This window comes from Spirosoma fluviale, from assembly GCF_900230225.1.
GTDB lineage: Bacteria > Bacteroidota > Bacteroidia > Cytophagales > Spirosomataceae > Spirosoma > Spirosoma fluviale.
Window position 1 is genome coordinate 1,061,047 of record NZ_OCNH01000002.1, and the last position, 25,812, is coordinate 1,086,858.

Below are 25,812 nucleotides of genomic sequence, written 5' to 3' on the forward strand. Positions count from 1 at the left end.
TTTAGAGGGATATATATGCAGGTTTAATGACCATAAGGTCGGATTTTCCTGCCTGCTTTCCGGTTGCACGTAACTTCCCTTAATCAATTAGTTCATGACTTTACATTTACGGATAGCCCTCCTCACCTTCTTTGTTTTATCCATAGTCAGTAAACCCTTACAAGCCCAAATTACAGTTACTTCGGTTACACCTGGTACGGTCTGCGCCGGGTCTACAATTACAGTTGCCTTCGCTTCTCCTTACGATGATTATGGAATCATCTCTCTTTATTTGTATGGACCCGGTTCAACGAATATGCTATTGGATCAACAGACAGTAGTTGACGCCAGTGGAAGTATAACGGCAACGATCCCGATAGATCGTGTCACAGGAACCTATTCCTACTTTTTAACCAGAACATCGTACTTCTTTGGCGTACCTACATTTACAGCTAGTAATAGTTTTGACATCAACGCACACCCTGTTGCACCGGGGGTTACGAATGTAAGTTACTGCCAGGATGCGACAAATATACCGGCGCTAACGGCTACAGGTCAGAATGTAAAATGGTATGATACCCAGCAGGGTGGTGAGGGTACAATAGCAGTACCAACATTACCAACATCAGTGGGCACAACTAATTATTATGTTAGCCAGACCGTGAACGGTTGTGAAAGCGACCGGGCTAACCTACAGGCAACGATCAAGCCCTTGCCCGACAAGCCGATAGTAGCCGCTTCGGTTACCTATTGCCAGGATGTAACAACGGCCACTCCCCTGTCGGCCACAGCCACCGGAACGCTAAACTGGTACTATACAGCCTCGGGCGGTACAGGACAGTCTTCGATTACGCCTTTGACAAACGCCACCGCCAATTACTTCGTGAGCCAGACAGTGAACGGTTGTGAGGGCCCCCGGGCTATGATTACCGTTACCATCAATGCAAAGCCTGGCATGCCTGCGGTGATGGCCCCGGTGGCGTATTGCCAGGATGCTACCGCTATTCCCCTAAGTGCCACGGTTAGTACGGGTAACTATTCGTTGCGCTGGTATGGCACGGATGCCACCGCGGGGACCGGCTCGACAATAGCCCCCACCCCCCAAACTGGCACGCCGAGTGTACTGAGTTACTACGTGACCCAACAAGACCCAGTCGGTTGCGAAAGCGATCGGGCATCCATTCCGGTAACGGTGAACCCAACCCCGGCAAAACCGGTCATAACGGACTTAAGTGTATGCCAGAATAGCACTCCGGTTTCTGTGCTTTCGGCCGTAACGGTCACCGGTATACTCAAGTGGTATACCGCTTCAACCGAGGGAACCGGCTCTACAGTCGCCCCTACACTTTCTACAACCACAGCAGGTCAAACTACCTATTATGTTAGTCAGACCGATGGGAATGGCTGCGAGAGTGACCGGGCATCAATCAAGTATACGGTTTTTCCGCTCCCGGTCACTCCAACGGTGGCTGCCGGGCCGCTCTTCTATTGTCAGGATGCGACGCCATCTCCCTTTGTTGCTTCGGCGGCAGGCATCTTGAAATGGTATACGACGTTAACCGGTACCGTACCGCTGGTGAGTCCAGTGCCTTCAACTTCCCTGGCCGGAAGTGCTACCTATTATGTTAGCCAGACCGATGGTAATGGTTGCGAAAGCGACCGTGCCAGTGTAACGGTAGTGACGAGTTCACGGCCCGCTTTGCCATCCGTCGTGTTGCCGCCAGCCTATTGCCTCAATACTACCCCGGCGTCCCTGTCGGCTACGGCTTTTCCCGGTAACACCCTTCGCTGGTATGGAATGGATGAGACCGGCGGAACAGCATCCCTTGTATCGCCCTTGCCAGCAACCGGTAGCGCTGGTGTTTTTCGCTATTACGTTAGCCAGGTAGATGGTAACGGCTGTGAGAGTGACCGGGCTGTTATTTCCGTTACGGTGAATGCGCTCCCGTCGGCTCCGGCAACCTCGCCAATTGATATTTGCCAGAACGCAACGGTGCCCTTGATCACCTCGGCTGTATCGGCCGCCGGTTCTCTGAAGTGGTATACTTCGCCAGCCAGCTCGGCTTCGACAGTAGCGCCTGTGCTCTCAAGCTCCAGTGTAGGAGCGACTACCTATTATGTCACGCAGACCGATGGGAACGGCTGCGAGAGTAGTCAGGCGTCTATTTTGGTGACCGTTAAACCATTGCCACCGGCTCCTGTTGTACCAACAAGCCCGATCATCCTCTGCCAGAGTTCCGTAGCGGCCCCGCTGTCGGCCACCGGAACCGGTACGCTCGTTTGGTACGACCCGGCCGGTAATCCTTTCCCTTCATTAACCCCTTCTACGGCAACGGTTGCTCCGTCAACGTATAAAGTGAGTCAGATCGTTAATGGCTGCGAAGGGCCAACGGCCAGCATAACGGTTATCGTCATCGCGAAGCCAAACTTGCCACTGGTGAGCGTCCCGGCGGCCTATTGTCAGTTTGAATCGCCTGTCCAGTTATCCGCTACGGGTCTTAACTTAAACTGGTTTACGGACCCCGTGGGTGGGTCACCGTCTACCGTAGCGCCCACCCCATCGGGCAGTACACCGGGGGTTACGAGCTACTATGTTACGCAGACCGACGGCAATGGCTGCGAAAGTGACCGGGCATCCATTGCGGTGCGGGTGAAAGCGAAGCCCGCCCTGCCGGGTACCGCCCCGGTTAGTTTCTGTGCCAATCAGGTTACGGCCTTAACCGCTACGACTGCCACGGGAGGGAGCCTAACCTGGTACGGCACCGATCCCGTTGCCGGGACGCCTTCGTCAACCGCCCCTGTGCCGGCAACGGCGGTGATCGGGGCACCCGTTTTGTACTATGTCAGCCAGACTGTAGACGGTTGTGAGAGTGACAAAGCCAGCGTTGCGGTTACGATCATTGGCCTTCCTCCCGCCCCAACGGTTAGCTCCACTCCGATAACATATTGTCAGGGAGTCGTATCCGTGCCATTATCGGCCACGGCAACCGGTACGGTAAGCTGGTACACCGTGCAGGCAGGTGGAACGCCTTCGGCAACCGCTCCATCTCCGCAAACCACAAGCAGCAACCCAGGCACGAGCTATTACTACGTTAGCCAGACGGTCAATGGCTGTGAAGGGCCCAGAGCCACGATTGCGGTTACCATCAATCCTAAACCGGCGCAACCCCTGGTTACACCGTCTGTGGTGTATTGCCAGAATGCACCCGCTACCGTACTGGCTGCTACCGCCCCTGGTTTGTTGCAGTGGTATGCCGATGCTACCGGAGGGGCCGCTATTGCTGCGCCCACGCCGATAACAACCACACCGGGGGTTACGAGCTACTATGTTACGCAGACCGATGGTAATGGCTGCGAAAGTGACCGGGCATCCATTGCGGTGCAGGTGAAAGCGAAGCCCGCCCTGCCGGGTACCGCCCCGGTTAGTTTCTGTGCCAATCAGGTTACGGCCTTAACCGCTACGACTGCCACGGGAGGGAGCCTAACCTGGTACGGCACCGATCCCGTTGCCGGGACGCCTTCGTCAACCGCCCCTGTGCCGGCAACGGCGGTGATCGGGGCACCCGTTTTGTACTATGTCAGCCAGACTGTAGACGGTTGTGAGAGTGACAAAGCCAGCGTTGCGGTTACGATCATTGGCCTTCCTCCCGCCCCAACGGTTAGCTCCACTCCGATAACATATTGTCAGGGAGTCGTATCCGTGCCATTATCGGCCACGGCAACCGGTACGGTAAGCTGGTACACCGTGCAGGCAGGTGGAACGCCTTCGGCAACCGCTCCATCTCCGCAAACCACAAGCAGCAACCCAGGCACGAGCTATTACTACGTTAGCCAGACGGTCAATGGCTGTGAAGGGCCCAGAGCCACGATTGCGGTTACCATCAATCCTAAACCGGCGCAACCCCTGGTTACACCGTCTGTGGTGTATTGCCAGAATGCACCCGCTACCGTACTGGCTGCTACCGCCCCTGGTTTGTTGCAGTGGTATGCCGATGCTACCGGAGGGGCCGCTATTGCTGCGCCCACGCCGATAACAACAACACCGGGGGTTACGAGCTACTATGTCATGCAGACCGACGGCAATGGCTGTACAAGCGACCGGGCTGTAATCAACGTTTCGGTGTTGGCTACCCCCGTTGCTCCGGCAACCACGCCGTTCGTCTTCTGCCAGAATACAGCACCAACTTCGCTAACGGCTACACCAAGTTCCGGGGGTATATTGAACTGGTATACAGACCCAACTGGTGGTGTGGGCACGATTACGGCACCCGCGCCATCTACGTTTCAGGATGGTACGTTTACCTATTATGTTAGTCAGTCGATTAGTGGTTGTGAGGGCCCCCGAAACCCCATGACCGTTACCGTAAAAGCGCTGCCAACGGCACCTGGTGTTACGTCTAATCAGGTGAGTACCTGCCTGAACGCTCCTTCTGTAGCACTGGCCGCTACCCCATCGAGTGGTGGTATTCTTAACTGGTACACTACGCAAACAGGTGGTGTGCCGACCTCTACCGCTCCCCTTCCTCCCACTAATCAGGAGGGTACGCTCATTTATTATGTTAGTCAGACCGTCAATGGCTGTGAAGGCTCCCGTACGCCCATTAACGTCGTTGTCAGAGGTTTACCCGTGGCTCCGGGTGTTAGTACGAGTCCGATCGTTTATTGCCAGGGCGCTACTACGGCTGTCGCGTTAACGGCTGTACAGACAAATGGTGCCACGTTGAACTGGTATGGTTCGTCTTCAGGCAGCGTGGCGTCGACAATAGCGCCAACGCCGTCAACGACCAGTACCGGTATATTTACGTTCTATGTGAGTCAGAGTATAAACGGATGCGAAGGGCCAAAATCGCTCATTCTGGTAATCATACAGACAACGCCGACGGCTCCAACGGTTAGCAACGTGCAGTTGTACTGCCAGGGTGGTACTGCTACACCCGTGTCGGCCACGGCGTCGCCGGGGGGGGTACTAAATTGGTATACGGCGGCAACCGGTGGAGGGTCCTCGTTAACGCCACCTACGCCGGCCTTGACTTCCAGTGGTAATGTACTCTATTACGTGAGTCAAAGCATAAATGGGTGCGAAGGGCCACGGACTCCGGTGAACGTAACGATTAAGTCGGCACCACCTGTTCCTACGGTAGCGGGATCGCCGGCCTTTTGCCAGGGCACTGTCGCCAGTCCATTAGTGGCCATTCCGGCTGCCGGAGGAACTTTAAACTGGTACACCGCGCAAACGGGCGGATCGGGCACATCGGTGGCTCCCAGTCCTGTAACGACGAGTGCCGGTATCGTTATATACTATGTGAGCCAGACCGATATTACAGGCTGTGAGAGCAACCGGGCACCGGTAACGGTTCGGATTAACGCCCTGCCAACGTCACCTACAACAGCATCGGTCAGCTATTGTCAGGGGGCTACCGCTCTTCCCCTTACGGCCCTGGCTAATAGTGGCAGTTCGTTAAGCTGGTATACGGCCCAAACCGGCGGAACTGCAGTAACCGTTACCCCCGTGCCCATTACGACAAATGCCGGTGTGAATACATACTTTGTTAGCCAAACGGATGCCAATGGGTGCGAAAGTAGCCGAAGTTTGCTACTGGTTGTTGTGACGCCAACGCCAACGGCTCCTTCCGTTACGCCACTGGCGCCTGTTTGTCAAAATAGTGTTCCGATCGTGCTACAGGCTTCCGGCCAAAATCTGAAGTGGTATGCCGATGCAACGTCCATAAATAACATGGGTAGTTCGGTTACGGTGTCTACTGCTCAGGCTGGGCCCTTTTCATACTACGTCAGCCAGACCATCAATCAGTGCGAAAGTCCACGGACGTTGGTGCAGGGGGTTGTCAATGCCTTGCCGCTTCCGCCAACCGTTGCCAACCTGAATGTGTGTCAGGATGTGCCTACGCAGCCACTTACCGCCGTTGGTACCGCGTTGCAATGGTACGATAGTGCCGATAATCCAATTGCGGTCCCTACCCCTGTCACGAAGGTCGATGTGAATCAGACGTATATCTACAAGGTGACCCAAACCCTCAACGGGTGTATCAGTCAAAAGGCAACGATGATTTATACGGTCAATGTAACGCCACCGCCAACGGTTGTTACGCCCGTTGCGTATTGCCAGAATGCCGTGGCCAAACCCCTGGAGGCAACCGGAACCAGCTTACGATGGTACAGCCCAACCGGTGCGATCACCACCGTAGCGCCCATTCCGCCTACGATCGTTGTCACAGCCGGTGCCAGCTATTCGGTTAGTCAGCTGAACGCGCTGGGTTGCGAAAGTCGTAAGTCAGAGATTAAGGTGACGATCAACGCGTTGCCTACTGCCAGACTGGCCGGAACGACTAATGTTAGCCTGGGGACCTCCGCTATACTCTCGCTGACGCTCACCGGAACAGGACCTTATCGGTACGTCTTGTCTGATGGAGCCGTTGGAACTGCCGAAACAAGTACCAGTTCTGACATTACCGTTAATCAACTAACCGTTACACCCAGCACCACAACGAGTTACTCAGTAGTGAGCGTGTCGAATGCCTGTGGGAATGGAACGGTAAGCGGTGTCGCTACTATATCCGTAGAGGTGCCGTCTATTCTTACGGGTACGCTGGGAAGTTCGTCGATCTGTACGGGGACATTACTAACCGTACCGTTTGCAACATCCGGAAAGTTTACTGCCGCAAACACATTTGTGGTAGAAATCGCCAGCGCAACCGGCGATTCGCTGAGCCGGAGATACACCCCTATTGCCAACGGCTTGTTACAGGGAAACACGGTTGTAACAACCATCCCGAACACAGTAGCGGCCAGTCTTTATTACATCAGGGTGAGCGCCACAAATGCCCCTTATGCCGTTGCAGGTATCCGAAGCCCGACATTGCTGACGGTTAGAGCATTACCAACGGCTTCGTTTAGTGCGGGCAAAAAGTTGATTTACAAGAGTGAAAGCACCGAACTGCTGTTTACCTTATCCGGTGATGCACCCTGGACTGTGTCGTATGGAGCTGGTGCAGAGGTCAGATCGGTAGGGGCAACGAAAAACTTATTCCCGGTGACGGTTACACCCGCCACGACAATAACCTACAAGCTGTTGTCTGTTTCCAATAACTGCGGTGTCGGAAAAATTGAGGGTACGGATACCACCACTATTCGCGTCGATGTGCTGCTGGCTGAAGCCGATCCCTTCGGGAATCTGGTGAAAGTTTATCCGGTTCCGGCCGATGAGGTGGTTACGGTCGATATTGATCTGCCGCTGCAAAAAGAACCGGCCCAACTGCAGCTGATTAGTTTTGACGGACACATAACCGAGCAGGTGTCGACCCGGCAAAAGCAGACAACTCTACAACTGGATAAGGCATCTGCCGGAACCTATCTGCTGTACATCACCATCGGAAACAAGACAACGGTGCGTAAGATTTTGAAACGGTAACTGGTAACTGGTTATTGAGTTAATGGTTCCGCAGGGTCTTTGTCCTCACCATAGCCTGTGTCCTTACAGACCGCTCACCCGGACGGCCAACGCTGCTGGCGCGTGTGAGGACACAGGCTATGGAGAAGCTACCGGGAAAACTCAGTGAATCTCTGTGTAACAACTCAATAACCAATAACTAATAACCATTAACCAATGATTGTTGAAATAAATACCGATTGTTTGAAAAAATAGGCGTGTTATTAAAATTAATATATGTTTGTTGACATGGCCTGCAACCAAATCGTCTTTTTATGCCCCCAGCCGCTCGTTTAACCGACATGCACACCTGTATGATGGTGCAGCCAGGCCCCGTTCCGATACCGCACGTGGGTGGCCCTATAGTTGGTCCCGGCTGCCCAACGGTGATGATCGGGGGCTTGCCTGCCGCTCGTGTTGGCGACTCATTGGTGTGCGTCGGGCCACCCGATACAATCGTTAAAGGATCCGTAACCGTACTGATTGGCGGGGCACCGGCCGCCCGGATGGGTGATTCGACCGCTCATGGCGGCACTATTGTGGCTGGTTTTCCAACCGTCATGATCAATGGCTGATTGAGCCCACTGAAAACGCAGCGGATGTACCCCGGATTATCTATTCTCTAATGAACGTCACATCGCCCTTTCTCATAAACTACATTATCCTATTGCTGATCGCTGTAGGCATGACCGCCTGGGCATTCTGGATTAACCGCCAGAATGAGCTAATGGCAAACAAACGATTTCTGTTGACGATTCTGATTGGTGCGTTAATCCTTACGCTCCCTGGTTTATTTGGTTTAATTGGCCTGGAGTTTATCCCGGTAGGCTATATCGTGGTGCAGGTCGTCAGCCTTATTTTGGGGATTCTTTTTTTAAGTCGGATGCTGATCGACATGGGACCGGCTTTTGCTACCAAACCGGCTTTTGTCATTTTACTGGCGGGCAGTATTATCTGCTTTGGTGCTGCGTTGTTTACCCCGGTGTTCTATTACCTGAGCAGTTTTTTATACGGCGTTGTTCCGTATGATCTTTGGGCGGCAACCAGCCTGCTTCCTTTTGTGCTGCCTATCCTGTTCGCGTATACGTTTAATGCGTTGGTGGCCGTTCCCAGCGAGATTTACAAACTCTGGTACTACCCACGAAATGCGGAGGATGTAGATATGGAAGAGGTTGATTATTTCCGGCTTACCCTGCTGGAAATTCAGATCCATAAACATCCCGGTCGTAAAGAACCACCCATCAAAGTAAAGGCCCGCTCAACGGGCAACATGGCTTTTGGGACGTGGTTTCAAAAACTTATTGACGATTATAATGTCAAATTTCCCAACGATCCCATAAAGACGTTCGATGAGTCGGCCCACGAGTATGGCTGGTCCTTTTATAGCATCAAACCGTCTTTGTTCAGATTTCGAAACTATATTGACTTTGAAAAAACAATAGCCGAGAATAACCTTAGCGAGAACCACCTGATTGTGGCCAAGCGGGTGGAAGAACTTGCCTAACTACCTATGTTATTCCCTAAAAATCACCTGCCGGTAAACTGGGTCGATGGCATGAAGCTATCGCAACAGCATTTTGTGGATACAGATCATCAGGTTCAGGATCTGGTCCGTGATTCGATTTCCCTGTTCCTGACCAGTTATAATTACGGCTTGTTGCCGCCGGTGCGGGGAACGTCGGTTGCCCATGAGTTCGACCTGCTCGAAAAGAATGGCAACTATGTGGAAGTGCGCCTGTTTCGCTGCAACGCCATTACGCAGGGAGGCTGCCGGATCGCTATCAATCCGGATGTGCTGAAGTTTACGGTGCAGACAGCCTCGTTTGCCATTATGCAACACACAGAAAATCAGCCCCCAATCGGGTATGATATTGTACTGGCCGTTAATCCGTTCGAGAAAGTACCCGTTGGCAACCCCAACCCGGACGAGTCACCGCTGAGGCATCCTTACACCGAGTATGGTTACGAACTGATGGTCGTGGCGTCTCAGCATGTCAATGCGGATGAGCTGGGCCAGCATCATTTAATTATTGGAAAAGCGATTTACCACGAAGGCCACTATATTATCGACAGCCAGTATATTCCGCCCTGTGCGTCAATTTCCAGCCACCCCCGCCTGATTCAGTACTACAAAAACTTTGGCTGGGGGTTGAACGAGATTCAGGTTAGTTCGTTCAAGATTATCCGAAAGGTTTTCGATCAGCAGCAACCGTCCGATATTGCCCGGCACGTTCAGAATCTTTGCAACCGGATACTGGATTATTTAGGGACGGTCTTTTTCGATTACCGCAACATGGACCACCAGCACCCGCCGGTGGTGCTGGTGGGTTACTTTGCCAACCTGACCAGTATTATCTATACCGGATTGTACTGCATGCCGAGTCGGCAGAAAGAAGAACTTCTGCATTATTTCTTCGAGTGGACAAACGTAACGCCGGGCCAGTTTGAAGAACTCCTGCTGCGCTTGCTGGAACACGATTATAACCATAATCAGATTGGTGTTTCGATGCACGCAATTGAGCAGTTTCTGGGCGTTTTTACCAAACTCTGGAACAAGCTCAGTACGCTCGAATATATCGGGCAGCGGAAAGAAACGATTCTGGTGCATGAGGAGGCTCCCATCCAGATCGCGCCCAGCCGGCGGGGCTGGAATATTCTGGACTAATGGGTAGCCCGGTTTCACGATCGAAATACTTGAAATTGTTGTACACTAACCCGGCTTCCTGATCGTCAAATTGACCATTGCCCAGGAAGGTGTGCCACCGTTGGGGGCCGGTTAGCGCGCGTTTTTTGCCGAACAGGCACCATTGCCATTCCCATACCGGATCGCCCTGCCCGTCGTGCATCGACAGGGGTTGCCCCAGGTAATTACAAACCACACTATACCGGGTTTGACCTATCCGAAGCATCGTGGTTTCGGTTCCCGCCGTGTACCAGGTGAGTTGAATCGGTTCGCTGCCTGTTCGCTCATGCCATTCGTGCAGCAGCCGGTTGCCATCCCACGCCCAGCGAACGGCGTGACCGTCGCTGGTTTTCCCAATGCGACGACCGAGGGCATCGTACTGGAATGTAACGACGCTGGCATCCGGGCAGATGATCTGCTGCAAACTGCCTGATTCGTGCCACTGAAACTGCCACACTTTTCCGGCTATCTGCTTTTCGCGCAGATAGCCGTCCGGGTCGTAATAAAAACGCGTTGGTCCAATTTGTATGAGTTGCCAGCCAATTTCGCTGGTTCGGGCGGCTGGCTTTACTAATACCTGCTGATAGCGTGCCCGTTGGGGAACCCAGCGATCGATCCACCCGGCAGAGCCGCTGGCTTCGATCGGCTCATTGTCCGAATCATAAAGCAGCGTAGCCGTACCGAAACGGGAATCCTGCAAACGGGTGAGCTGGTGCTGCTGCCACTGGTAGGTTTGCGACCGGGCGGCTTGCAGGCGGCTTCCCCAAAAAAGCTGATGACTGGTGGGAAACAGCCCCTGGTCATACTGCCAGCGACTGCGCAGATTGCCGGGCATCAGGCACTCCACCAAACGCCCCTGCCGGTCGTGTGTATAGTCCAGCTGCCAATCTTCGTGTTGCTGCCGGGCCAGAAGACTTCGGCTATCGTAGGTGTAGGCGGCACTGGCCTGAGCTGATGATTGCAGACCGATTCGATTCCCGGCCTTGTCATACACCGTTTCGACCACACTATTATCCGTCGTTTCCGTAACGATTCTCCCCAGCGGGTCGCGCTCGAATTGAATCAATGTGTTGGGCGTAGTGGCTTCAATGAGCCAGCCGTCCGGGCGATACGTATAATGGTGCCAGCTTCCGTCGGAGAACAGCACTTCGGTCATGCGTCCGGCTGCATCGTAATGAAAGCGAGTTGACCGGCCATCCGGTCGGCAATAGTCGCGCACTCGTCCGGCCGCATCCCTGACGAACTGCCAGCTGAGTTTGTCTTTGCTCCGAAGCTCAATGAGCTTGCCGTCGTTGCTGTAAACGGGTTGGTACTGGCTAGTCGCTTGCGTATTATTGGCGGCAATGGGTTTGGTGTGCGGACCTTCTTCGGGCTTCGGGTCCGTTAATTGCCCCAGTACGTTGAATGCCCAGGTTGTTCGTTGGCCTGTTTCGGTGGTTTCCTCGTTCGGATTCGCGTATGAGTCGTACGCCCATCGAGTCCAGCCTGCTTGCAGGCCTTTCCGTTCCCGAAGCAATCCGTCCTTGTTATAGCTGAAGTTCGTTTCGGCACCAACCGGATTCAGGCAGGCCAGGAGCTGCCCGTTTTCGGCATACGACCACTGCCAGATGCCATTGGCCCGATCGACCAGCTCAGTTAACTGGCCATCGTCGTTGTACTGCATCCGCATCTGCCCGCCATCCGGCCAGGCCGTTTCAATCCTATTGCCTTTGGGGTCGTAGGTATAGAATGTGGCGTTGCCAAGGGTATCCTGCTCACTCAGTAGTTCGCCGTATTCGTTGAAAAACCAAACACGCTGTTGACCGCCTTCGCTGATAAATCGCTGAACAACCCCGGCTTCGTGCGTGTACTGCCTGACCCGGTCGGCGGAGTCCGTAACCAGCGTACGACCCTCATCGGGCAGGTATTGAAGGCGCAGTGCAACCGCGCGCTCATTCCATTTTACCGTATGGCACCGGTGGGTAGTCTCGACTTTTTCGTAGGTGAAGAAGGCACTTTGTCCGAAACGGTCCGTCAGCCTGATGAGTCGATTCTGACGGTAGCTGTACTGAGCGGTGCGCTTACCCGACACCAGAACATCGGTCAGATTATGCGTTTCGTCGTACCCATAGGCTACCAGCGTGAATGCATTCATGGACTGGCCGGAAGCCGCAATCGCCAACCGGGTTATGCACCCCTGCGAATCCGTTGTGACATCGATAACCCGCTGAAAATCGTCGGTTATGCGCTGTAAATGCCCCGCGCTGGTATAACTAAACTGAATACGGCAGGGTAGGTGAGGGCTTTCGACCGAGATCAGCCGACAAATGTGGCCACCCGGATTCTGTGCAAAACGATAGTCCAGTCCGTCCGTTCCCCGGAGTCGGTAGCCGTGGTCGTCATAGCTAAGCTCAAGCTTTTCTGTACGGTGTAAATACGGTTCGCCTTTCGCCAGAACCGGGAAAAGGACGCCCCGATTATCCGGTAACCGGATCACAACCCGACCGCTGGCCTGATCTTCCAGCAAGGCAAAGTCGTACGAATGACGCCACCCGAAACTCAGGGGGGCGGAGGTTAGCTTATTGGATCGGTAAAGCCGTTTCCACTGGAAGGGGAGAGGCCCCGGAATCTCTACATCGACTTCCTCAACCATCACTTCGCCGGATGCTACATCGACAAAGCGGCCATTGAATGTCCGTCGCCCCCAGGGCAGCACCTGGCAATCATCCGGCGTTAACTCCAGCCGATTCAGGAGCTGGACCAACTGTTTCCCGTTCTCTTCGTTGGCAGGCAACGCAGCATTGACTGCCGGATAAAGCAATCGACGTAAACCAGATCGAAACGCGGTTGATTCCATGGGTAATTGGTTAATGAGTTATTGAGTTGTTACACAGACCGGTACGCCGGAGCGGATTCGCTAAAAAAAAAGAGATTCACTGAGTTTTTCTTTTCCATGGCCTGTGCCCTCACAGGCCTTAGAGAACTACTAACCAGCAATTAATCACCAATCACCATCATCCATCGTCTATTTCCGAGGAGCTGTGTCAATAACTCATCGGCTTTTCGCCTTTTTTCGGGGGTTTGCTGGCGCTGCCAGTACAATTTGCCTATCTCGGGTAGCCGGGCTACCGGGTGCTGCTCGGGCGGTAAGTGCTCGGCCAGCGCAAATAACCGGAGGTAATGCTCGTCGGCCAGGCGGCTGCGGCCACTGAGATCATGGGCCACGGCCAGTCGGCGGTGACTCTCAACCGCCAGTAGCCACTCGTTCAGGAATTCCGCCCGCGCACTGGCCAACCCGTATCCATCGATGGCTCGCTGCCGTTGTCGCATAGTTTCGTAAACCTCGCCCGCTCCCAGCCAGGCCATCAGGCTGATGCGTCCGGCAAGTACATCGCCCGTATCGAATAAAGGCTCCATCTGATTAACCGCGAGCAGGTAACGGGCCAGTGCCTCTTCGTATCGGTGCTGCTCTTTGTACGCCTGTGCGATGGATAGATGGATGCCGCCCTCAAGGCCAGTCCAGCGTTCCTGTTGACAGATCAATTGACATTTCTGTGCGAAATACAACACATCCCGCAGGTTTTGCTGACTGAGGGCTGTGGTCAGTTCGGCATGATACTGCCGAAATTTTACATCGGGTGCCGTAGGCGAACCGAGCGCGGCTACCTGATGAATTACTTTTTGAAACTGAAGGTTAATTGGGCTTGAGTGAACTTCTTTCCGAAAACGGCCGGGTAAGGTGGCTAGTTGTTCAACTCCAGTGGTATCCGTAATGAGCACACGAACCGTAGGTGAAAGGCCACCCATCAACAGGGCTGTTATCATCTGGTCCAGTACGATATTGCCCGCGTTTGCCTGAGGCAGAAGGCATAACACCAGGAAACCATCCGTATAAGCCCGAAGCCGGGTATCCAGCTGATTGACAGCCGTGACAAAGCGGGCGACCGGGTCCTGTTTGGTCCCTTTCGCTTCAGACGGCCACTGGATGGTAATAGTCTGATCGGCCAGCAAGGGCAGGTCATGCCCGATCTGTTCAGAAAGGTCGGTCAGTGCCTGTTCAAAAAATGCCTGCCAGTGTTGAACGGGCGTATCGAGGGTTATGAAAATATCATTGGAGATGGCTTGCGGGCCGGTCTGTTTTTCCAGGAACAGCGCCAGAAACCAGTGTTCGTTGGGGGCAAACAACCAGCGACACAGGCGGGTATCGGGCAGCCGTCGAAATTCCTGCCAAAGCCGTTCAAGAACGGATAGGCGCTGGCTGAGCGGATTCATTATAGGCTATGGAGCGGTCTGTGAGTTACGTATTTTCAGTTAATCATAACCATTGATCCTTTGATGGCCGTCATTCCTGAACTTTTGACGTTCAGCGTACCCGATCCTTCTACATCGGTCATGGCTCCCTTGATGTTCATCTGGGCGGTTGCTTCTACTTTAACCTGCGCGCCTTTGATATTGACCGCCTGCTTGGCGTCTAACGTAATGGTGGTTCCCGACAATACGATTTCGGGGGCTTCGATGGTCACTTTAGCGGTGGCTTTTACCACAATGTTTTTTGAGGAGTTAATCGTTATGTCGCCCCCCCCGCTCGGTACGGAGATCTTGATAAAGTTCTTCTCATCCACCTGCAGATGGATTTCTTTCACGCTGGGTTTTTCGATGAATGTCAGTGTACTGCCACTACCCACGCTAATGTGCTTTTCTTCCTCGGGCTTACTGGTATCGATGGCGCTGTTTTTACCATGCGGTATGGCTCCAATGACAAAGGGGCGTTCGGGGTTGTTGTATTCAAAGCCAACCATAACCTGGTCGCCAATGGCCGGGACAAACTGAAAGCCGCGCGTTTTTTTGTTATCGGTATACGACCCAAAATGTGGCTGGGTCATTCGGATAAAGGGGGTTGTCTCCGAGCCACTCATCCACAGCAGCTTAACCTTAACCCGCCCCATGCCTTTAGGATCTTTGTTGTCCGTAACTTCGCCGATCTGGGTTTGAGCCAGCGGCCTGACCAGTTTACGCATGGGCATAGCGGCTACATCGGCCGGAATAGCCCGAAACCGGTTTCTATACTCGCCAACACCACTGATATAATGAACTACATCGGTGACGAGGTAAGGGACCGATTGCCCGCCTTGGCCAGCGGGTGAATCCTTAACGATTACTTTACAGCCCGGAAACAAGCCAGGAATCGTGGCCTGCCCTTCCATGTATTTCTCCTCGGCGGTCAGGACGGCCCGTTGATTGTCGCGGTAATTGGGCATGTCGGCAGTCGTCTGGGCGGGATGTGGCGTAATGACGCCACTCGTTTTCGGTTTGCCGTAGGGGGCCTTATCCTGGGTTGTTTCTGACTCCAGCCGCCTGTTCTCCTCCGCTAAATAGTCATACTGTTTAACGTAGCTGGGTACGGCCCGTACACCCGTGCGAAACTGCGTTAAATTGGCACCGAAAGTTAAGTTCAGCTGAGACGTTGTACCAGGGCTGGTTGTAAAGTGGAGTACTGTACCATCATAATAGAACCAGGCACCAAAATCGTAAGCCAGCCGCTTCATGAAATGCCAGACCGACTCGGAGTACCGAACGCAAAACGGTAGTTGAGCCGGTTTTGCACTGCCCGCTACCTTCTTTGGCTGCGAATAGTTACTCAGGCACTGGTTTACGATATCGGTGATCGACTTATCGATGAACGTTTCGGTGCCGGGTAACGTGAGTAAGGATTCACAATGGCCATGCCCGGTCACGATCATCTGCCCCCAGTAGCCATCATCCTGTTGTTTTAACTCAGTCTGCGTAATCACACCCTTGAATTCCAGCGGAGGAACTTCTCTCGCTCCGTTAACGGTAAGCTCTATGGACTTTCGATTCAATTTGTCAAGCTGATCGGAGAACAACGTCACTAAGTTTTCAACAGCGTCATGCTCGAAAACCACCCGAAATTCATGCGTGGTATGAATAGACTGCTGCAAGGTTATTGAGTGAAAAGTCGGGATTATTTTTCCGTCAATAAGTAAGGTCGTTTTGACATCGGTAGTGTAAACTGGCATAGCAGGAAGAAGCGAATAAAAAGAAAGTTTGCAATCAGGTTTTGAGCCGGAAGCCTAAATATGGAGGGGGGGCGATTACTGGAATTAACCGCACCGAATGTAAGAAAACGCTTGTCGATTCACAACCTATTCTGTTTATTGGTTGACATTTGTTTGATGCATGGCCTAACTTGCTGTTAACTCTCTATGAATCAGGTATTTTACCGTCATCCAATTCGTTTTGGCTCCATCATGGCCGGGCAGGAAATGCCCACCTGCGGTGTAGGTACGTCAATTGCTCAGATGCTCTACCTGTTGCTTCATACGCAGTATGGAGAGTTACGAAGTGACCGCTCGTTCGGCTGTAAAATCTGGGATTTTGACTACGACTCTACGGTTAGAAGCAGCTACTGGATTGACCAGTTGTGTGAATCGCTGGAGACCGCCATCCAGCGTCATGAACGACGGTTGAAGAAGCCACAGGTGAGTGTGCAGTTCCAGCCGGTAGTGCATCGGCTGGATGGGCTGCCCCAGGATTACCAGCAACTGGCAACGGTAACCATAAGTGCTATCCTGCAAGAAACAGAGGAGCCATTTCGGTTTACAACCCAATTGCACCTTAGTCATCTGTCGACGCGCTAAAGTAGAGTTTATACGACACACCCACTACTCGAATTACCTCCTATGCCACTGAGCGACCAGCGGTCTTTTTTTTCTAAAGAGTCTATACAGCAGCGTTTGTTATTACACATTATGCAGATGTGGGGCATTCAGGATTTGAATCATCTTGATTCATTCGTGCAGATGCTGATCGATACACTGGCTAATGAGGTTTACCGGATTAGTAATGAGTTCATGGAATCGGAAGTGCGCGTTCTGGAGCGGCTCGCCGATTTGCTGACGCCCGATTTGCTAACCATGCCCCGCCCCGCCCATGCCATTGTGCAGGCCAATCCGGGTTTGCCCGTAGTTGAGTTGTCGCCGGTTCAGAGTCTCCTTTTTCAGCAGAAATATGCCTCTCTGCAATTGGGTGAGCTGGATAGTGTGCAGGATTTGTTTTTTTCGCCCGTTGAGTCCGTAAAACTTATCGATGGCCGGGTTGCCTACCTGGCGTCGGGGTCACAACTGCACGCCATTCACCCTCAACTGGGGAAACGCCTGGTAGCCCAGACGCTGCCCCTGCAAAAACTTGCCCCTAAAACGCTGTGGATTGGCCTGGAGCTAAACCCGGCCGTCGACTCACTCGACCGGGTAAGTTTTTTCTTTAACTGGCCCGACGATGTTGAACACCAGCCCTTGTTGTCATTGCTTACGTTAAGCCGTTGGTCTGTAAACGGCCATCCACTGGCAACGGGTGACGGTCCTACCTACAAGGAAGCCGGTCAAATTGACCTGGATGATGTGGCCCAGCTATTCTCCGAATATGAGATCAATTACCAGCTCGAAAATGACATCCGGCAGAATTACCAACGTCGGTTTATTCATATTGAACAGCCGGGAACGGATTCGTTAGCGGAGTTAGCACAGCCGTATCCACCCGCGTTCCTTACAGCTTTTGGTTCCCAAAAGTTGCAGCCACTGGAAAGTGGTGCGCTGCTTTGGCTGGAGGTTACGTTTCCCGCCCGCTTTACCGAAGAGATCCTGGAGAAAGTATCGGTTGAATTGAATGCCTTTCCGGTGATGAACCGAAAGCTGAATCGCATTCTTTACCGGACGCTGGCCAATTTTAACCTGCTGCCCCTTCGCACCGACCCCTTCGAAACGCTCCTGATGGTGAAGTCCGTGATGGATAGTAAGGATCGGATTTTTATCCCTCACCCGTTTCATAAGGCAGACGATATCCGCTCGGGCGGGTATACGATTCGGCGGGGGGGCGTGGAGCGTTTCGATGTTCGGAATGCCCGTGAGCAACTGACGTTTTTGCTGGAATTGCTGCGGGATGAATCGGTGGCTTTTGCGGTGTACGGGCAGGATACCATCCGGTTGCTGCTCACGCAGCTTCAGGACCAGATCGAGCGGCTTGAACGCAAAATTCAGAATACGAACGCGCCCCCACTGGTCATTAATCAATACGTGATTTTCAAGCCTTTCGAAGCGGGCGACTCCATGCAGGTTGACTTCTGGACAACTACCTGCGAGTTGGCCAATAATATTCCGGCCGGGACCTACTTACAGGCCTATAATACCAATACCCTGGCAGGCGATAGCATTAAGCTGTTAACCAGCACGACGGGTGGGCGCAACCGTCCGTCGGCGCTGCACCGGGTTCAAACTTACCGGTATGCGCTCATGACGCATCAGCGAATCATCACGCAGGAGGATATCCGGGCCTTCTTTTTCCACGAACTGGGTCCATTGTTAAAGGGGGTAACGATTCAAAAAGGAGTTGCCATTGGTAAAACAGTAAAGGAAGGGTTAATGCGCACCGTTGATATTATCGTAAAACCGGCTGAGGATTGTACCCTAACTGAATTGGAGTGGAAAGTTGTGATGGAGAGTGTTCACCAAAAGTTGATTCAACGCTCGGGTCAGGTCACTACGTACCGACTGTTTTTGGATGAAGTGATGCTACCTGTTTAACCCTTGGTAATGTACCTACGTATCGCCCTGTTACGCGCCCTTTTCTGGATTGTTGCCACCACTGCCCTGAGCACGCTACCCAGGCAGGCGGTGGCCCAGGACTCCCTGACGTATAGTATCGATAGTTCTCTGACACTTATGCCATCGACGGTGATCGATGCCGCCATTGCCGGAAAATGGCGATTGAGTACGTTTGCTGGCTACCAAAGGCTGTATGAAAAGGGTTTTTTAAATGAACTTTATGTAAAGCATGGATTGCACGCCAGTCTGGCAACGGATTATTTCTTTAATGAACATCTGGGGGTCGGGGCACTGGTTGGGTATCAAAGTTTACGGGTCGACGGCTCGTATAATCAAGATCCGTCCATTCCGGTTAACTCATTCGCCCGCGTGCTGCCATTAACAGCGCTGCACACGTTTATGCTGACAGTCGGACCGGCTTTATCCGTTAGCCTCAGCAAGCGATTATCACTAAATGCGAATCTCCGGGGAGGGTTGTTCTACCATAGCGTTCCGGTGTTAAGTGCGTATTCCCTCAGGTATACGGAAGGCGATTTGCTGAATGGCAAACTGGTTGCCACCACCACCATGCCCACCAGTCAACGGGCTCAACTGGGGGCGAATGGGACCGTGAGTCTTAACTATCAGTTTACCAGTCAGTTTAGCCTGGGGCTAGCCGCCAGTGCTTCGTTTAGTTCCGTTCGGTATGCACGGTTAAATATCGCTGGCGATTTTAGCCAAAAAACGCTGGAATTACCTACCTACGGGGCGCAGATTACGGCCTCGTTTCGGTTATCACCGTCGTCGTCCGCGTCGCCTTCATCAGCAGGGGTATCAAGCCAGCCGAAAGTGGTTGAGGCCGGCCAGCCGGTGCCGGTCTGTTACCCGCCTTTACTGGACCCGGCCCAGTCCAATCTTTTCAAAATAGGCGGTATTGAACGGCCGGTATTTAAATGGCGCAGTAGTGCCCCGATCTACACCGAAGGAGAACAGTATACGATTCAGATTTATACCTTGCCGGGCAATAAGAAGGTCTACGAAAAAGTGCTTAAGGAGCAGCAATTCGTATGGCCATCGCAACTGCCTTTGCCAGACACCGCATCTTTTTTCTTTTACACTGTATACACGAGCCGTATCAGTGAGTACGGTCATTTGTGCCGCAGCGAACCCGCTGCCGGAACCTTTTCTTTTTACAAAGGTCAGCCAACCAATCAGCCATTAATGACTCGGCCGTCGTTTCGGACGTATGCCATTAAACTGTACGAGCTACCCCCAATTACCGTAGCCCCACCCGATTTGCAGCGGGTTAATCTGTTGTTGCGGACGTTGCAAAAAGTTGGCCTGCTAATAAGTCCCCGGACATCGTCTGCCAGCCCCGCCGATTCTGCTCAGCTGGTCACTCAACTACCGCCTAAACTTATTTATGAAGCACCCGTGGAGCAGTCGCTGTTTGTCTGGCCTGCTGGTGTACCGCTGCCAGCCAGAGCAACTGCCTACGAATACACCATCAACGCGCTTGATAATCAGGAGGTCGTTCAGCGCAACTACCTTATGGTAGAGCCGGAAGGCTGCTATACGATCATTAACGAAGACACGAAGAATACCTTTTTACGGTACAGAGGGGCATCGGCGGCTGTTGTACCGCCAGATGCACTACCTGTAAAGAAGGAAGAACGCTAGAGAAAACTGGTATAACCCAGATAAACATCGGTTGGATCGGGCGCGTCCTGTTCCTTTGGTGAGGAAGTCAGGACAGTAACAGAAAAGTCAATAGAGACAGGAAGGAAATAATTAACGAGATTATGCAACAAGGCAATCGATTGAGAATGCGGCAAAAAAAGCGGAACCTGCGCATCCGGAACGGGACCAATCTGGATCTGTATGCCGTTGCGGCCATCGTCGAAACGGTTACCCATTACCGTATCGACGCCTAACCGACAATTGGCCAGCGTGGGTAAGTTATCCTCGGCCTGGGTTGGCTGGTGGCTTTTACGGCCACCTTCAACCGTTACGGGAACGGCAAAAAAGACTCGTAAAAACTGACTTAGCCAGACAAGGTTACTGCGAACCTGGTGCATCCAGGGCAGTATTTGCAAAAAAAGACCCGTCTGCGGCCGGTTCATGTCCTTAATAATGGGCCATTGTTCGGCAAATTGATCGATCAGAGTCCTGGCCGTATCCGGGTGTTCAACGGAATTTTCATGCTGGACCGCCAATGTCCGCAGGTAATTCAGTTCAGCATCGAAGGGCAGGAAGAAAAGACGGGCCTGCCGTTCGTTGTCCCGATCCTGCCGGATGGTATCGAGGGTCTGGTCGGTATCGGCAAGGTGGGCTAAGTCTTTCGGGGGGAAGAATAGGTATTGCGGCAACATATCGAATAAGCCCTCACGGGGCGTATCGATGCGGTTGTAAATAAAGGCGGACCCTTCCAGCAGCCAGTCGCCCATCTCCAGGATGTCCTTGGAGTAAGCCCGGTTGTAAAGTCCGGTTGGGTTAATGATAATTCGTTCTGGGGGTACCTGCTGATCGGCCAGGGAGGCTGCCAGAATTTCGGCTTTGAAATCAACATCAAGCAGATCAAGGAAATAAGGCTGTAAAGTTGACGATTGATTAGATATTGTCATGGATAGAGAAGCCAGCACTGTAAATGATTAACAAGTTACCTGTTTCTGCTAAAAGAACCTTTTAGGCAAATGAAATCATTAAATTATAAGGAAATAAATCAAGCGTTCAATCGATTTCTGGTCTGGTTTGCCAGTCTGTTATTGACAACGGTTGCCTGTGTGTTTTTGTACATCAAAGCGAGTTCGAATCAGTTTAACCGGCTGGTTCAGCAGAAAGAAGATTTCGACCAGATTTTTTACAAAGATGCGCTCCTGGCCGATAAGGTCGACTCGCTGTATACGTACATGAGTTTGCTCAATACCAGCCAGATTCGGGACGACCATCAAATGCAACGGTTGATTACCAGGAAAAAAGAAGAATACACCAAACTGGTCAATCAGGAGCTGAAAAACAGGCCCTACTTCCTGGTCTACAACCGGTTGTTCAGCCATGTCAACGAGATGCTTCTGCTGAAAGACTCCCTCAACAGAGCTATGGTTGAAGAAGGCGATATGCGGAGTGTACTGAGAGATTGTCTGCAACGGGCAGTAAACGAACATCGACAGCGTAAACGGGCAAATTGACGCGGCACTTTTAACTAACCAGAATGGAAACATTTTTTCGACTTACCATGCGTGAACGGCGGCTTCAGTTTATCTATCTGCTGGCGGCACTTTGTCTGTTAACGCTCTTTATAAGCTTCGTGGCGTTCAAAAATAACACCTATTCGAGTAGTGAGTCGAAGCGGGTGTCGAACAAGATTAAACAGCAGGAGCAAATCCTGAAAAGTCAACTCCGCAATATGCCCCTGCTGGACTCCGCTTACCAGTCTATTGTTGCGTTTCAGCCCCAGGTGAATGCTGTTTTTGTTGAAGTCGAAATAGAAGAGGACCTCAATGATATCAAACGACTCTCTACCTCCCAATTGGACAACACCCGTTCACGGTCATTTGGGCAGATAGCCGATTTTTATCGGATGATGTACATCGACAAAAAGATAGTCTGGAGCAAGCAGTCCAACATTAGTCTATTCCGAACACAATTGGATAATTGCAGCGTGGGGTTGATATCGAATGCCGCCCCGGCTCCCGGCCCAACTACCGTTGCCCAACCCACTACCAGTGACCAATAATCTCATGAATAGCAAAATGACCTTATCGGTACGGGCGTTGTTCTTTACCCTGATCGTACTCTCCGGGCTCTATCAATATACGGCAGAGCCCACGATTCGGGCTAAAGTGGACCCGATACAGCAAGTAGAAGGTCAGCCAATACACTATGCCGATAGTACGGATGAGGAGGGCAGGCGGCACTGGGAGTTTGGGAATGGGCAGGAGTCGAGGGTATCTAAAGGAGATTTTTACTATTACAAGGCCGGTACGTATCTGATTCGACTAACGATCGATAATAAACTGACGAAAACGTTTTCTGTCGTGATTACGCCAAAGAAAATCGTGCAGGCCCAGGATTCGCTGGTGAAGATCAAAGGGCCGTCATCGGGTTACGAACGGGAAAAAATGGTGTTCACCGCCGAAGGGGGAGGAGCCCGGCAGTTTTCCTGGCGCTTTGGCGCAAGTGGGCAGATCGACTCCCGCGACCAGACCGCAATCTATAGCTATCCTATGGTAGAAAGCTATACGCCCTTCCAAACCTACCGAATTGAACTCATGACGGATGTAACGAAATACCCGGTTGTTAAAGAAGTTCGGGTTTTTAAGGGGTTCAATAAATTCGCGCCAACCATCGATTCGCTCGACATTACGGGCAATGATGTTAAACGGCGATTGCAACTCATTGCGGATGGTCAATCCTTTAATGTTCACTACAACTACCTGCTAAAGAGATATTTGTGTGAGAAAAATAATACAATTGTGCGCATTAACGAGGCAAAAATCAACGACTTTTATTCGTATTGTATGGGCTTGCAATTCGATCGGGGCGTGCGTATCGACGGGGTAACGGTAACTGCCGATTCACTTACATCCTGCCTTGTGCGCTTAAACGTGACCCAGCATAACCAATGAAGCACCTCGTTCGTAATGGCTATTGTCAGCTATCCGGCTGGCCTCCGTGGTTCGTATTCCTTCGGCGGTTTTTCGGCCTGGTACTGTTCTGGCTGAGCTGTCAGGAAGCGGCAATGGCTCAACTGCCTTTTTTCATGCGGGTAGCCCGCCAGCCGTATAATCTGGTGCCGCATGCGGGTAGTTCGGGGTCAACAAAAACAGCCGTAGATGTAGCCAAAGATGGGGCCGACTTAACTTTTCAACCGGCCGGTGGTACCCCCTGGATCGTTTACTCGGACCGCGTCAACAACAATACGTTCCGAAGTTCTACTGGTACAGGCCCTTTTCGAAAAATGGGGTTTCTGGAAGCTTTTTACGTCTTAAAAGAGCGAAACGGGTATTTGAAACTCATTAAATACGACCCTAAATTACCCATCGGAAATAAGTTTTCCAGCCGGGCAGTTACCGACCGAAAGTCTGTGGTGTATTACGGCTGGGCACCTAAAACCCGGTTTCTGCTGGCTAACCAGAGTATCCGGTCGGCAGACCAGCGCCGGGCACAGGTATTTAGTGCCGTACTGGCTCAGCCGATTCTCATTGCCAATCCGAGCCAGTATTTCACCAAAGATTCCGTAAAACTGTATTCGGAGCCTACCCAGCAAGCCCTGGTTGGCGATAAGCTGAAGCTCTATGATCTGACCTATATTTATAAGCTCTCCGAAACCCGTCGGCAAGCCCTTATTGGCCGGGCGTCGTGGTTTCCAACCGACAGCGCGAAACAAATTCTTTTGGGCTGGGCTCCCATCGATTTGCTACAGGCCGTTGGGAATCGACTGTTTCTCGAACCCGACACCACTACGCTACAGCAACAGGCCCTTCCGCTTTACCGATCCGTAGCGGCAGCCACCCGAAAGCTGTCCGATTCGACGGTTGTCAGCAGTCCGTTTTCAGCCGTCTCCTGGAATCAGTTCGGTACTAAATTCCCGGTGCTCAATCAATTCAAGAATAGCAAAGACAGCCAGACCGTTGTGCAGACGAATGGGATGACCCCTTTGTTAATCAGGCGGCACGTGCCCATCCTGAATGTAAACGGCCAGCCAATCAGCAGTCAGCAGTTGGCCAGCATTCGAACCCATAGCAACAACTACAACCTGATTTATGTCATTGAAGGCAGCCCGGCCATGCAGCCTTACTGGGGTGAGATGGTAAATACCATTCAGTTCACGATCTCGCAGTTGTCGCAGGATACGTCGCGGGCTATCAGTCTGCGCGCGGGGGCTGTTGTGTATAACGAGTATAAAAAAACGGACGATAATAAGCTGCGGGGCAATGTTGATTTAAGCCCGCTGACTACCAATTACGTTTACCTGCTCAATGAACTGAGAAAGCTTATGCCACCGGCCAGAGTGCAGCCGGAGCCGGAGGCCAAAAGTGTGCGGTTTGGCATTGGCAAAGCCCTGGAGTTGTTTGCCGCTCACCCCAACGAAAACAATATATTGGTATTGGTGGGTATTAATGGAGATATGCAGTCCATCGTCGATGGAATTCTGGTTCCGGCTGCTCTGAAAAGTGTAGAATGCCGATTGCTCGCATTTCAGGTGTATGCGCCCGTGGGCGATGTGGCCAATAACTTCGTTCTGCACGCCCGCGAACTAATGGTGCAGATTGCCAATCAGGGTGGTGTTCTGAAGAAGACGAGGCTGGTTCGACCGGACATGGTGACGACTGTCAATGAGTTTACCCATCGAATAGGCGATCGCAATGAATATAGCCTGGCTTATCCGCAACGGAGCATGGTGCCCGGCTGGGTTCTTTTCCCGAGAAAGAATCAGGCCCTGCCGTTTAAGGAACTCTACGCAGCTACGGATAGCCTGTTCAGGCAAGTTACCCACGAATCCGAGACGATTATAGCCGCCCTGGAGAGTACATTTCAGCATTTAGAACTGCTGGGAGATCGGGTAAATCCGAAATTAACGCCAATTTATGCGTCCCTGGGGATGAGTTTACCGGCCGTAGCGTCGACATTGATGCCCCTGGAAGCGTATCCCTTTCTGGTGCGGGCCTATACGCCAACGACCCTTAGCGATGGTCACCGGTGGAAGTTTATTGCCCTGCTGCCTTTGGATGAGTATGAGAGCATAAGTCGCTGGCTGGAACAGTTGAGCAGCGAAGACCTGGACCCGGCCGTTTATTTCGACCGGCTTAGGCTCTACCGCCGTTACCATAAGACCATTAAGGAAATTGGCCTGCCCGTGGAGACGACCTTGACACTCGACCAGATCTTAAACGGAATTTTAGATCTGCCCGCTGCCAATCCCTTATTCAAGCGAATCACCGTGAGTCAGTTAGTGAATCGTAAGCAGTTGTCCGACGCCTTACTCAGTCAGGTTTTATACCTGCTCCGGGAACGACGTGATTACTTCCGGCGGATACCTACCTTCCGAAACAGCCGGTTTACGTCGAATGGGCGGACGTATTACTGGATCAGCGAAGACCTTTTTAAATAACCCATTCCTCAGCACT

General features: G+C 52.3%; 15 protein-coding genes. 11 read left to right on the forward strand and 4 right to left on the reverse strand.

The window, feature by feature from the left end:
* Positions 1-94: 94 nt before the first annotated feature.
* The 4 genes from CRO74_RS14980 (at position 95) to CRO74_RS14995 (ending at position 10,088) form a co-directional block, all read left to right on the forward strand.
* Positions 95-7,405, forward strand: a complete 7,311-nt coding sequence (locus CRO74_RS14980) for an Ig-like domain-containing protein (RefSeq protein WP_097126835.1) — start codon at positions 95-97, stop codon at positions 7,403-7,405.
* 293 nt (positions 7,406-7,698) lie between these two features.
* Positions 7,699-7,998 carry a PAAR domain-containing contractile injection system baseplate protein gene (locus tag CRO74_RS14985; protein WP_097126836.1) on the forward strand — a complete coding sequence of 100 codons (300 nt, stop codon included), beginning with the start codon at positions 7,699-7,701 and terminating at the stop codon, positions 7,996-7,998.
* Positions 7,999-8,048: 50 nt separating this feature from the next.
* On the forward strand, positions 8,049-8,927 hold the full coding sequence (locus CRO74_RS14990) for a TssN family type VI secretion system protein (protein WP_097126837.1): 879 nt from the start codon (positions 8,049-8,051) through the stop codon (positions 8,925-8,927).
* A gap of 6 nt (positions 8,928-8,933) precedes the next feature.
* On the forward strand, positions 8,934-10,088 hold the full coding sequence (locus tag CRO74_RS14995) for a hypothetical protein (protein ID WP_097126838.1): 1,155 nt from the start codon (positions 8,934-8,936) through the stop codon (positions 10,086-10,088).
* Here CRO74_RS14995 and CRO74_RS15000 read toward each other — a convergent pair.
* The 3 genes from CRO74_RS15000 to CRO74_RS15010 all read right to left on the reverse strand — a co-directional run bounded on the left by CRO74_RS15000 (position 9,982) and on the right by CRO74_RS15010 (position 16,123).
* Complete coding sequence (locus tag CRO74_RS15000) at positions 9,982-12,942, reverse strand: DUF6531 domain-containing protein (RefSeq protein WP_097126839.1); 2,961 nt, start codon at positions 12,940-12,942, stop codon at positions 9,982-9,984. The two genes, CRO74_RS14995 and CRO74_RS15000, sit on opposite strands and share 107 nt — an antisense overlap.
* A gap of 140 nt (positions 12,943-13,082) precedes the next feature.
* On the reverse strand, positions 13,083-14,357 hold the full coding sequence (locus CRO74_RS15005; protein WP_097126840.1) for a tetratricopeptide repeat protein: 1,275 nt from the start codon (positions 14,355-14,357) through the stop codon (positions 13,083-13,085).
* A gap of 35 nt (positions 14,358-14,392) precedes the next feature.
* The gene (locus CRO74_RS15010; RefSeq protein ID WP_097126841.1) at positions 14,393-16,123 is read right to left on the reverse strand and encodes a type VI secretion system Vgr family protein; all 1,731 of its coding nucleotides are present in this window, start codon (positions 16,121-16,123) and stop codon (positions 14,393-14,395) included.
* A gap of 186 nt (positions 16,124-16,309) precedes the next feature.
* Here CRO74_RS15010 and CRO74_RS15015 point away from each other — a divergent pair, with 186 nt between their 5' ends.
* From CRO74_RS15015 to CRO74_RS15025, 3 genes are read left to right on the forward strand one after another with little or no spacing between them, the layout of a single operon-like run.
* Positions 16,310-16,744, forward strand: coding sequence for a GPW/gp25 family protein (locus CRO74_RS15015; protein WP_097126842.1), 435 nt, complete (start codon positions 16,310-16,312; stop codon positions 16,742-16,744).
* Between the two features lie 42 nt (positions 16,745-16,786).
* Positions 16,787-18,682 carry a type VI secretion system baseplate subunit TssF gene (locus CRO74_RS15020; protein WP_097126843.1) on the forward strand — a complete coding sequence of 632 codons (1,896 nt, stop codon included), beginning with the start codon at positions 16,787-16,789 and terminating at the stop codon, positions 18,680-18,682.
* Between the two features lie 9 nt (positions 18,683-18,691).
* Positions 18,692-20,362 carry a hypothetical protein gene (locus tag CRO74_RS15025; RefSeq protein WP_097126844.1) on the forward strand — a complete coding sequence of 557 codons (1,671 nt, stop codon included), beginning with the start codon at positions 18,692-18,694 and terminating at the stop codon, positions 20,360-20,362.
* Here the strand turns inward: CRO74_RS15025 and CRO74_RS15030 are convergent.
* Positions 20,359-21,306 carry a type VI secretion system baseplate subunit TssG gene (locus CRO74_RS15030; protein ID WP_097126845.1) on the reverse strand — a complete coding sequence of 316 codons (948 nt, stop codon included), beginning with the start codon at positions 21,304-21,306 and terminating at the stop codon, positions 20,359-20,361. The genes CRO74_RS15025 and CRO74_RS15030 overlap by 4 nt on opposite strands.
* A 69-nt stretch (positions 21,307-21,375) precedes the next feature.
* On the opposite strand from CRO74_RS15030, the gene CRO74_RS15035 reads away from it, so the two are divergent.
* The 4 genes from CRO74_RS15035 to tssR are packed head-to-tail and all read left to right on the forward strand — an operon-like array spanning position 21,376 to position 25,796.
* On the forward strand, positions 21,376-21,870 hold the full coding sequence (locus CRO74_RS15035) for a type VI secretion system TssO (RefSeq protein WP_097126846.1): 495 nt from the start codon (positions 21,376-21,378) through the stop codon (positions 21,868-21,870).
* A 23-nt stretch (positions 21,871-21,893) separates the two neighbouring features.
* Positions 21,894-22,418: a type VI secretion system TssO gene (gene tssO, locus CRO74_RS15040; RefSeq protein WP_097126847.1), complete on the forward strand. Its 525-nt coding sequence runs from the start codon at positions 21,894-21,896 to the stop codon at positions 22,416-22,418.
* A 4-nt stretch (positions 22,419-22,422) separates the two neighbouring features.
* Positions 22,423-23,310 carry a hypothetical protein gene (locus CRO74_RS15045; RefSeq protein WP_097126848.1) on the forward strand — a complete coding sequence of 296 codons (888 nt, stop codon included), beginning with the start codon at positions 22,423-22,425 and terminating at the stop codon, positions 23,308-23,310.
* A complete protein-coding gene (gene tssR / locus CRO74_RS15050; protein ID WP_097126849.1) occupies positions 23,307-25,796 on the forward strand; it encodes a type VI secretion system protein TssR domain-containing protein in 2,490 nt (829 codons plus the stop codon). Before CRO74_RS15045 ends, tssR begins: the two co-directional genes overlap by 4 nt.
* The last annotated feature ends 16 nt before the right edge of the window (positions 25,797-25,812 follow it).

Coding starts and splice junctions, on each gene's coding strand:
- CRO74_RS14980 (WP_097126835.1), top strand. CDS start 95: ATGACTTTACATTTACGGATAGCCCTCCTCACCTTCTTTGTTTTATCC.
- CRO74_RS14985 (WP_097126836.1), top strand. CDS start 7,699: ATGCCCCCAGCCGCTCGTTTAACCGACATGCACACCTGTATGATGGTG.
- CRO74_RS14990 (WP_097126837.1), top strand. CDS start 8,049: ATGAACGTCACATCGCCCTTTCTCATAAACTACATTATCCTATTGCTG.
- CRO74_RS14995 (WP_097126838.1), top strand. CDS start 8,934: ATGTTATTCCCTAAAAATCACCTGCCGGTAAACTGGGTCGATGGCATG.
- CRO74_RS15000 (WP_097126839.1), bottom strand. CDS start 12,942: ATGGAATCAACCGCGTTTCGATCTGGTTTACGTCGATTGCTTTATCCG.
- CRO74_RS15005 (WP_097126840.1), bottom strand. CDS start 14,357: ATGAATCCGCTCAGCCAGCGCCTATCCGTTCTTGAACGGCTTTGGCAG.
- CRO74_RS15010 (WP_097126841.1), bottom strand. CDS start 16,123: ATGCCAGTTTACACTACCGATGTCAAAACGACCTTACTTATTGACGGA.
- CRO74_RS15015 (WP_097126842.1), top strand. CDS start 16,310: ATGAATCAGGTATTTTACCGTCATCCAATTCGTTTTGGCTCCATCATG.
- CRO74_RS15020 (WP_097126843.1), top strand. CDS start 16,787: ATGCCACTGAGCGACCAGCGGTCTTTTTTTTCTAAAGAGTCTATACAG.
- CRO74_RS15025 (WP_097126844.1), top strand. CDS start 18,692: ATGTACCTACGTATCGCCCTGTTACGCGCCCTTTTCTGGATTGTTGCC.
- CRO74_RS15030 (WP_097126845.1), bottom strand. CDS start 21,306: ATGACAATATCTAATCAATCGTCAACTTTACAGCCTTATTTCCTTGAT.
- CRO74_RS15035 (WP_097126846.1), top strand. CDS start 21,376: ATGAAATCATTAAATTATAAGGAAATAAATCAAGCGTTCAATCGATTT.
- tssO (WP_097126847.1), top strand. CDS start 21,894: ATGGAAACATTTTTTCGACTTACCATGCGTGAACGGCGGCTTCAGTTT.
- CRO74_RS15045 (WP_097126848.1), top strand. CDS start 22,423: ATGAATAGCAAAATGACCTTATCGGTACGGGCGTTGTTCTTTACCCTG.
- tssR (WP_097126849.1), top strand. CDS start 23,307: ATGAAGCACCTCGTTCGTAATGGCTATTGTCAGCTATCCGGCTGGCCT.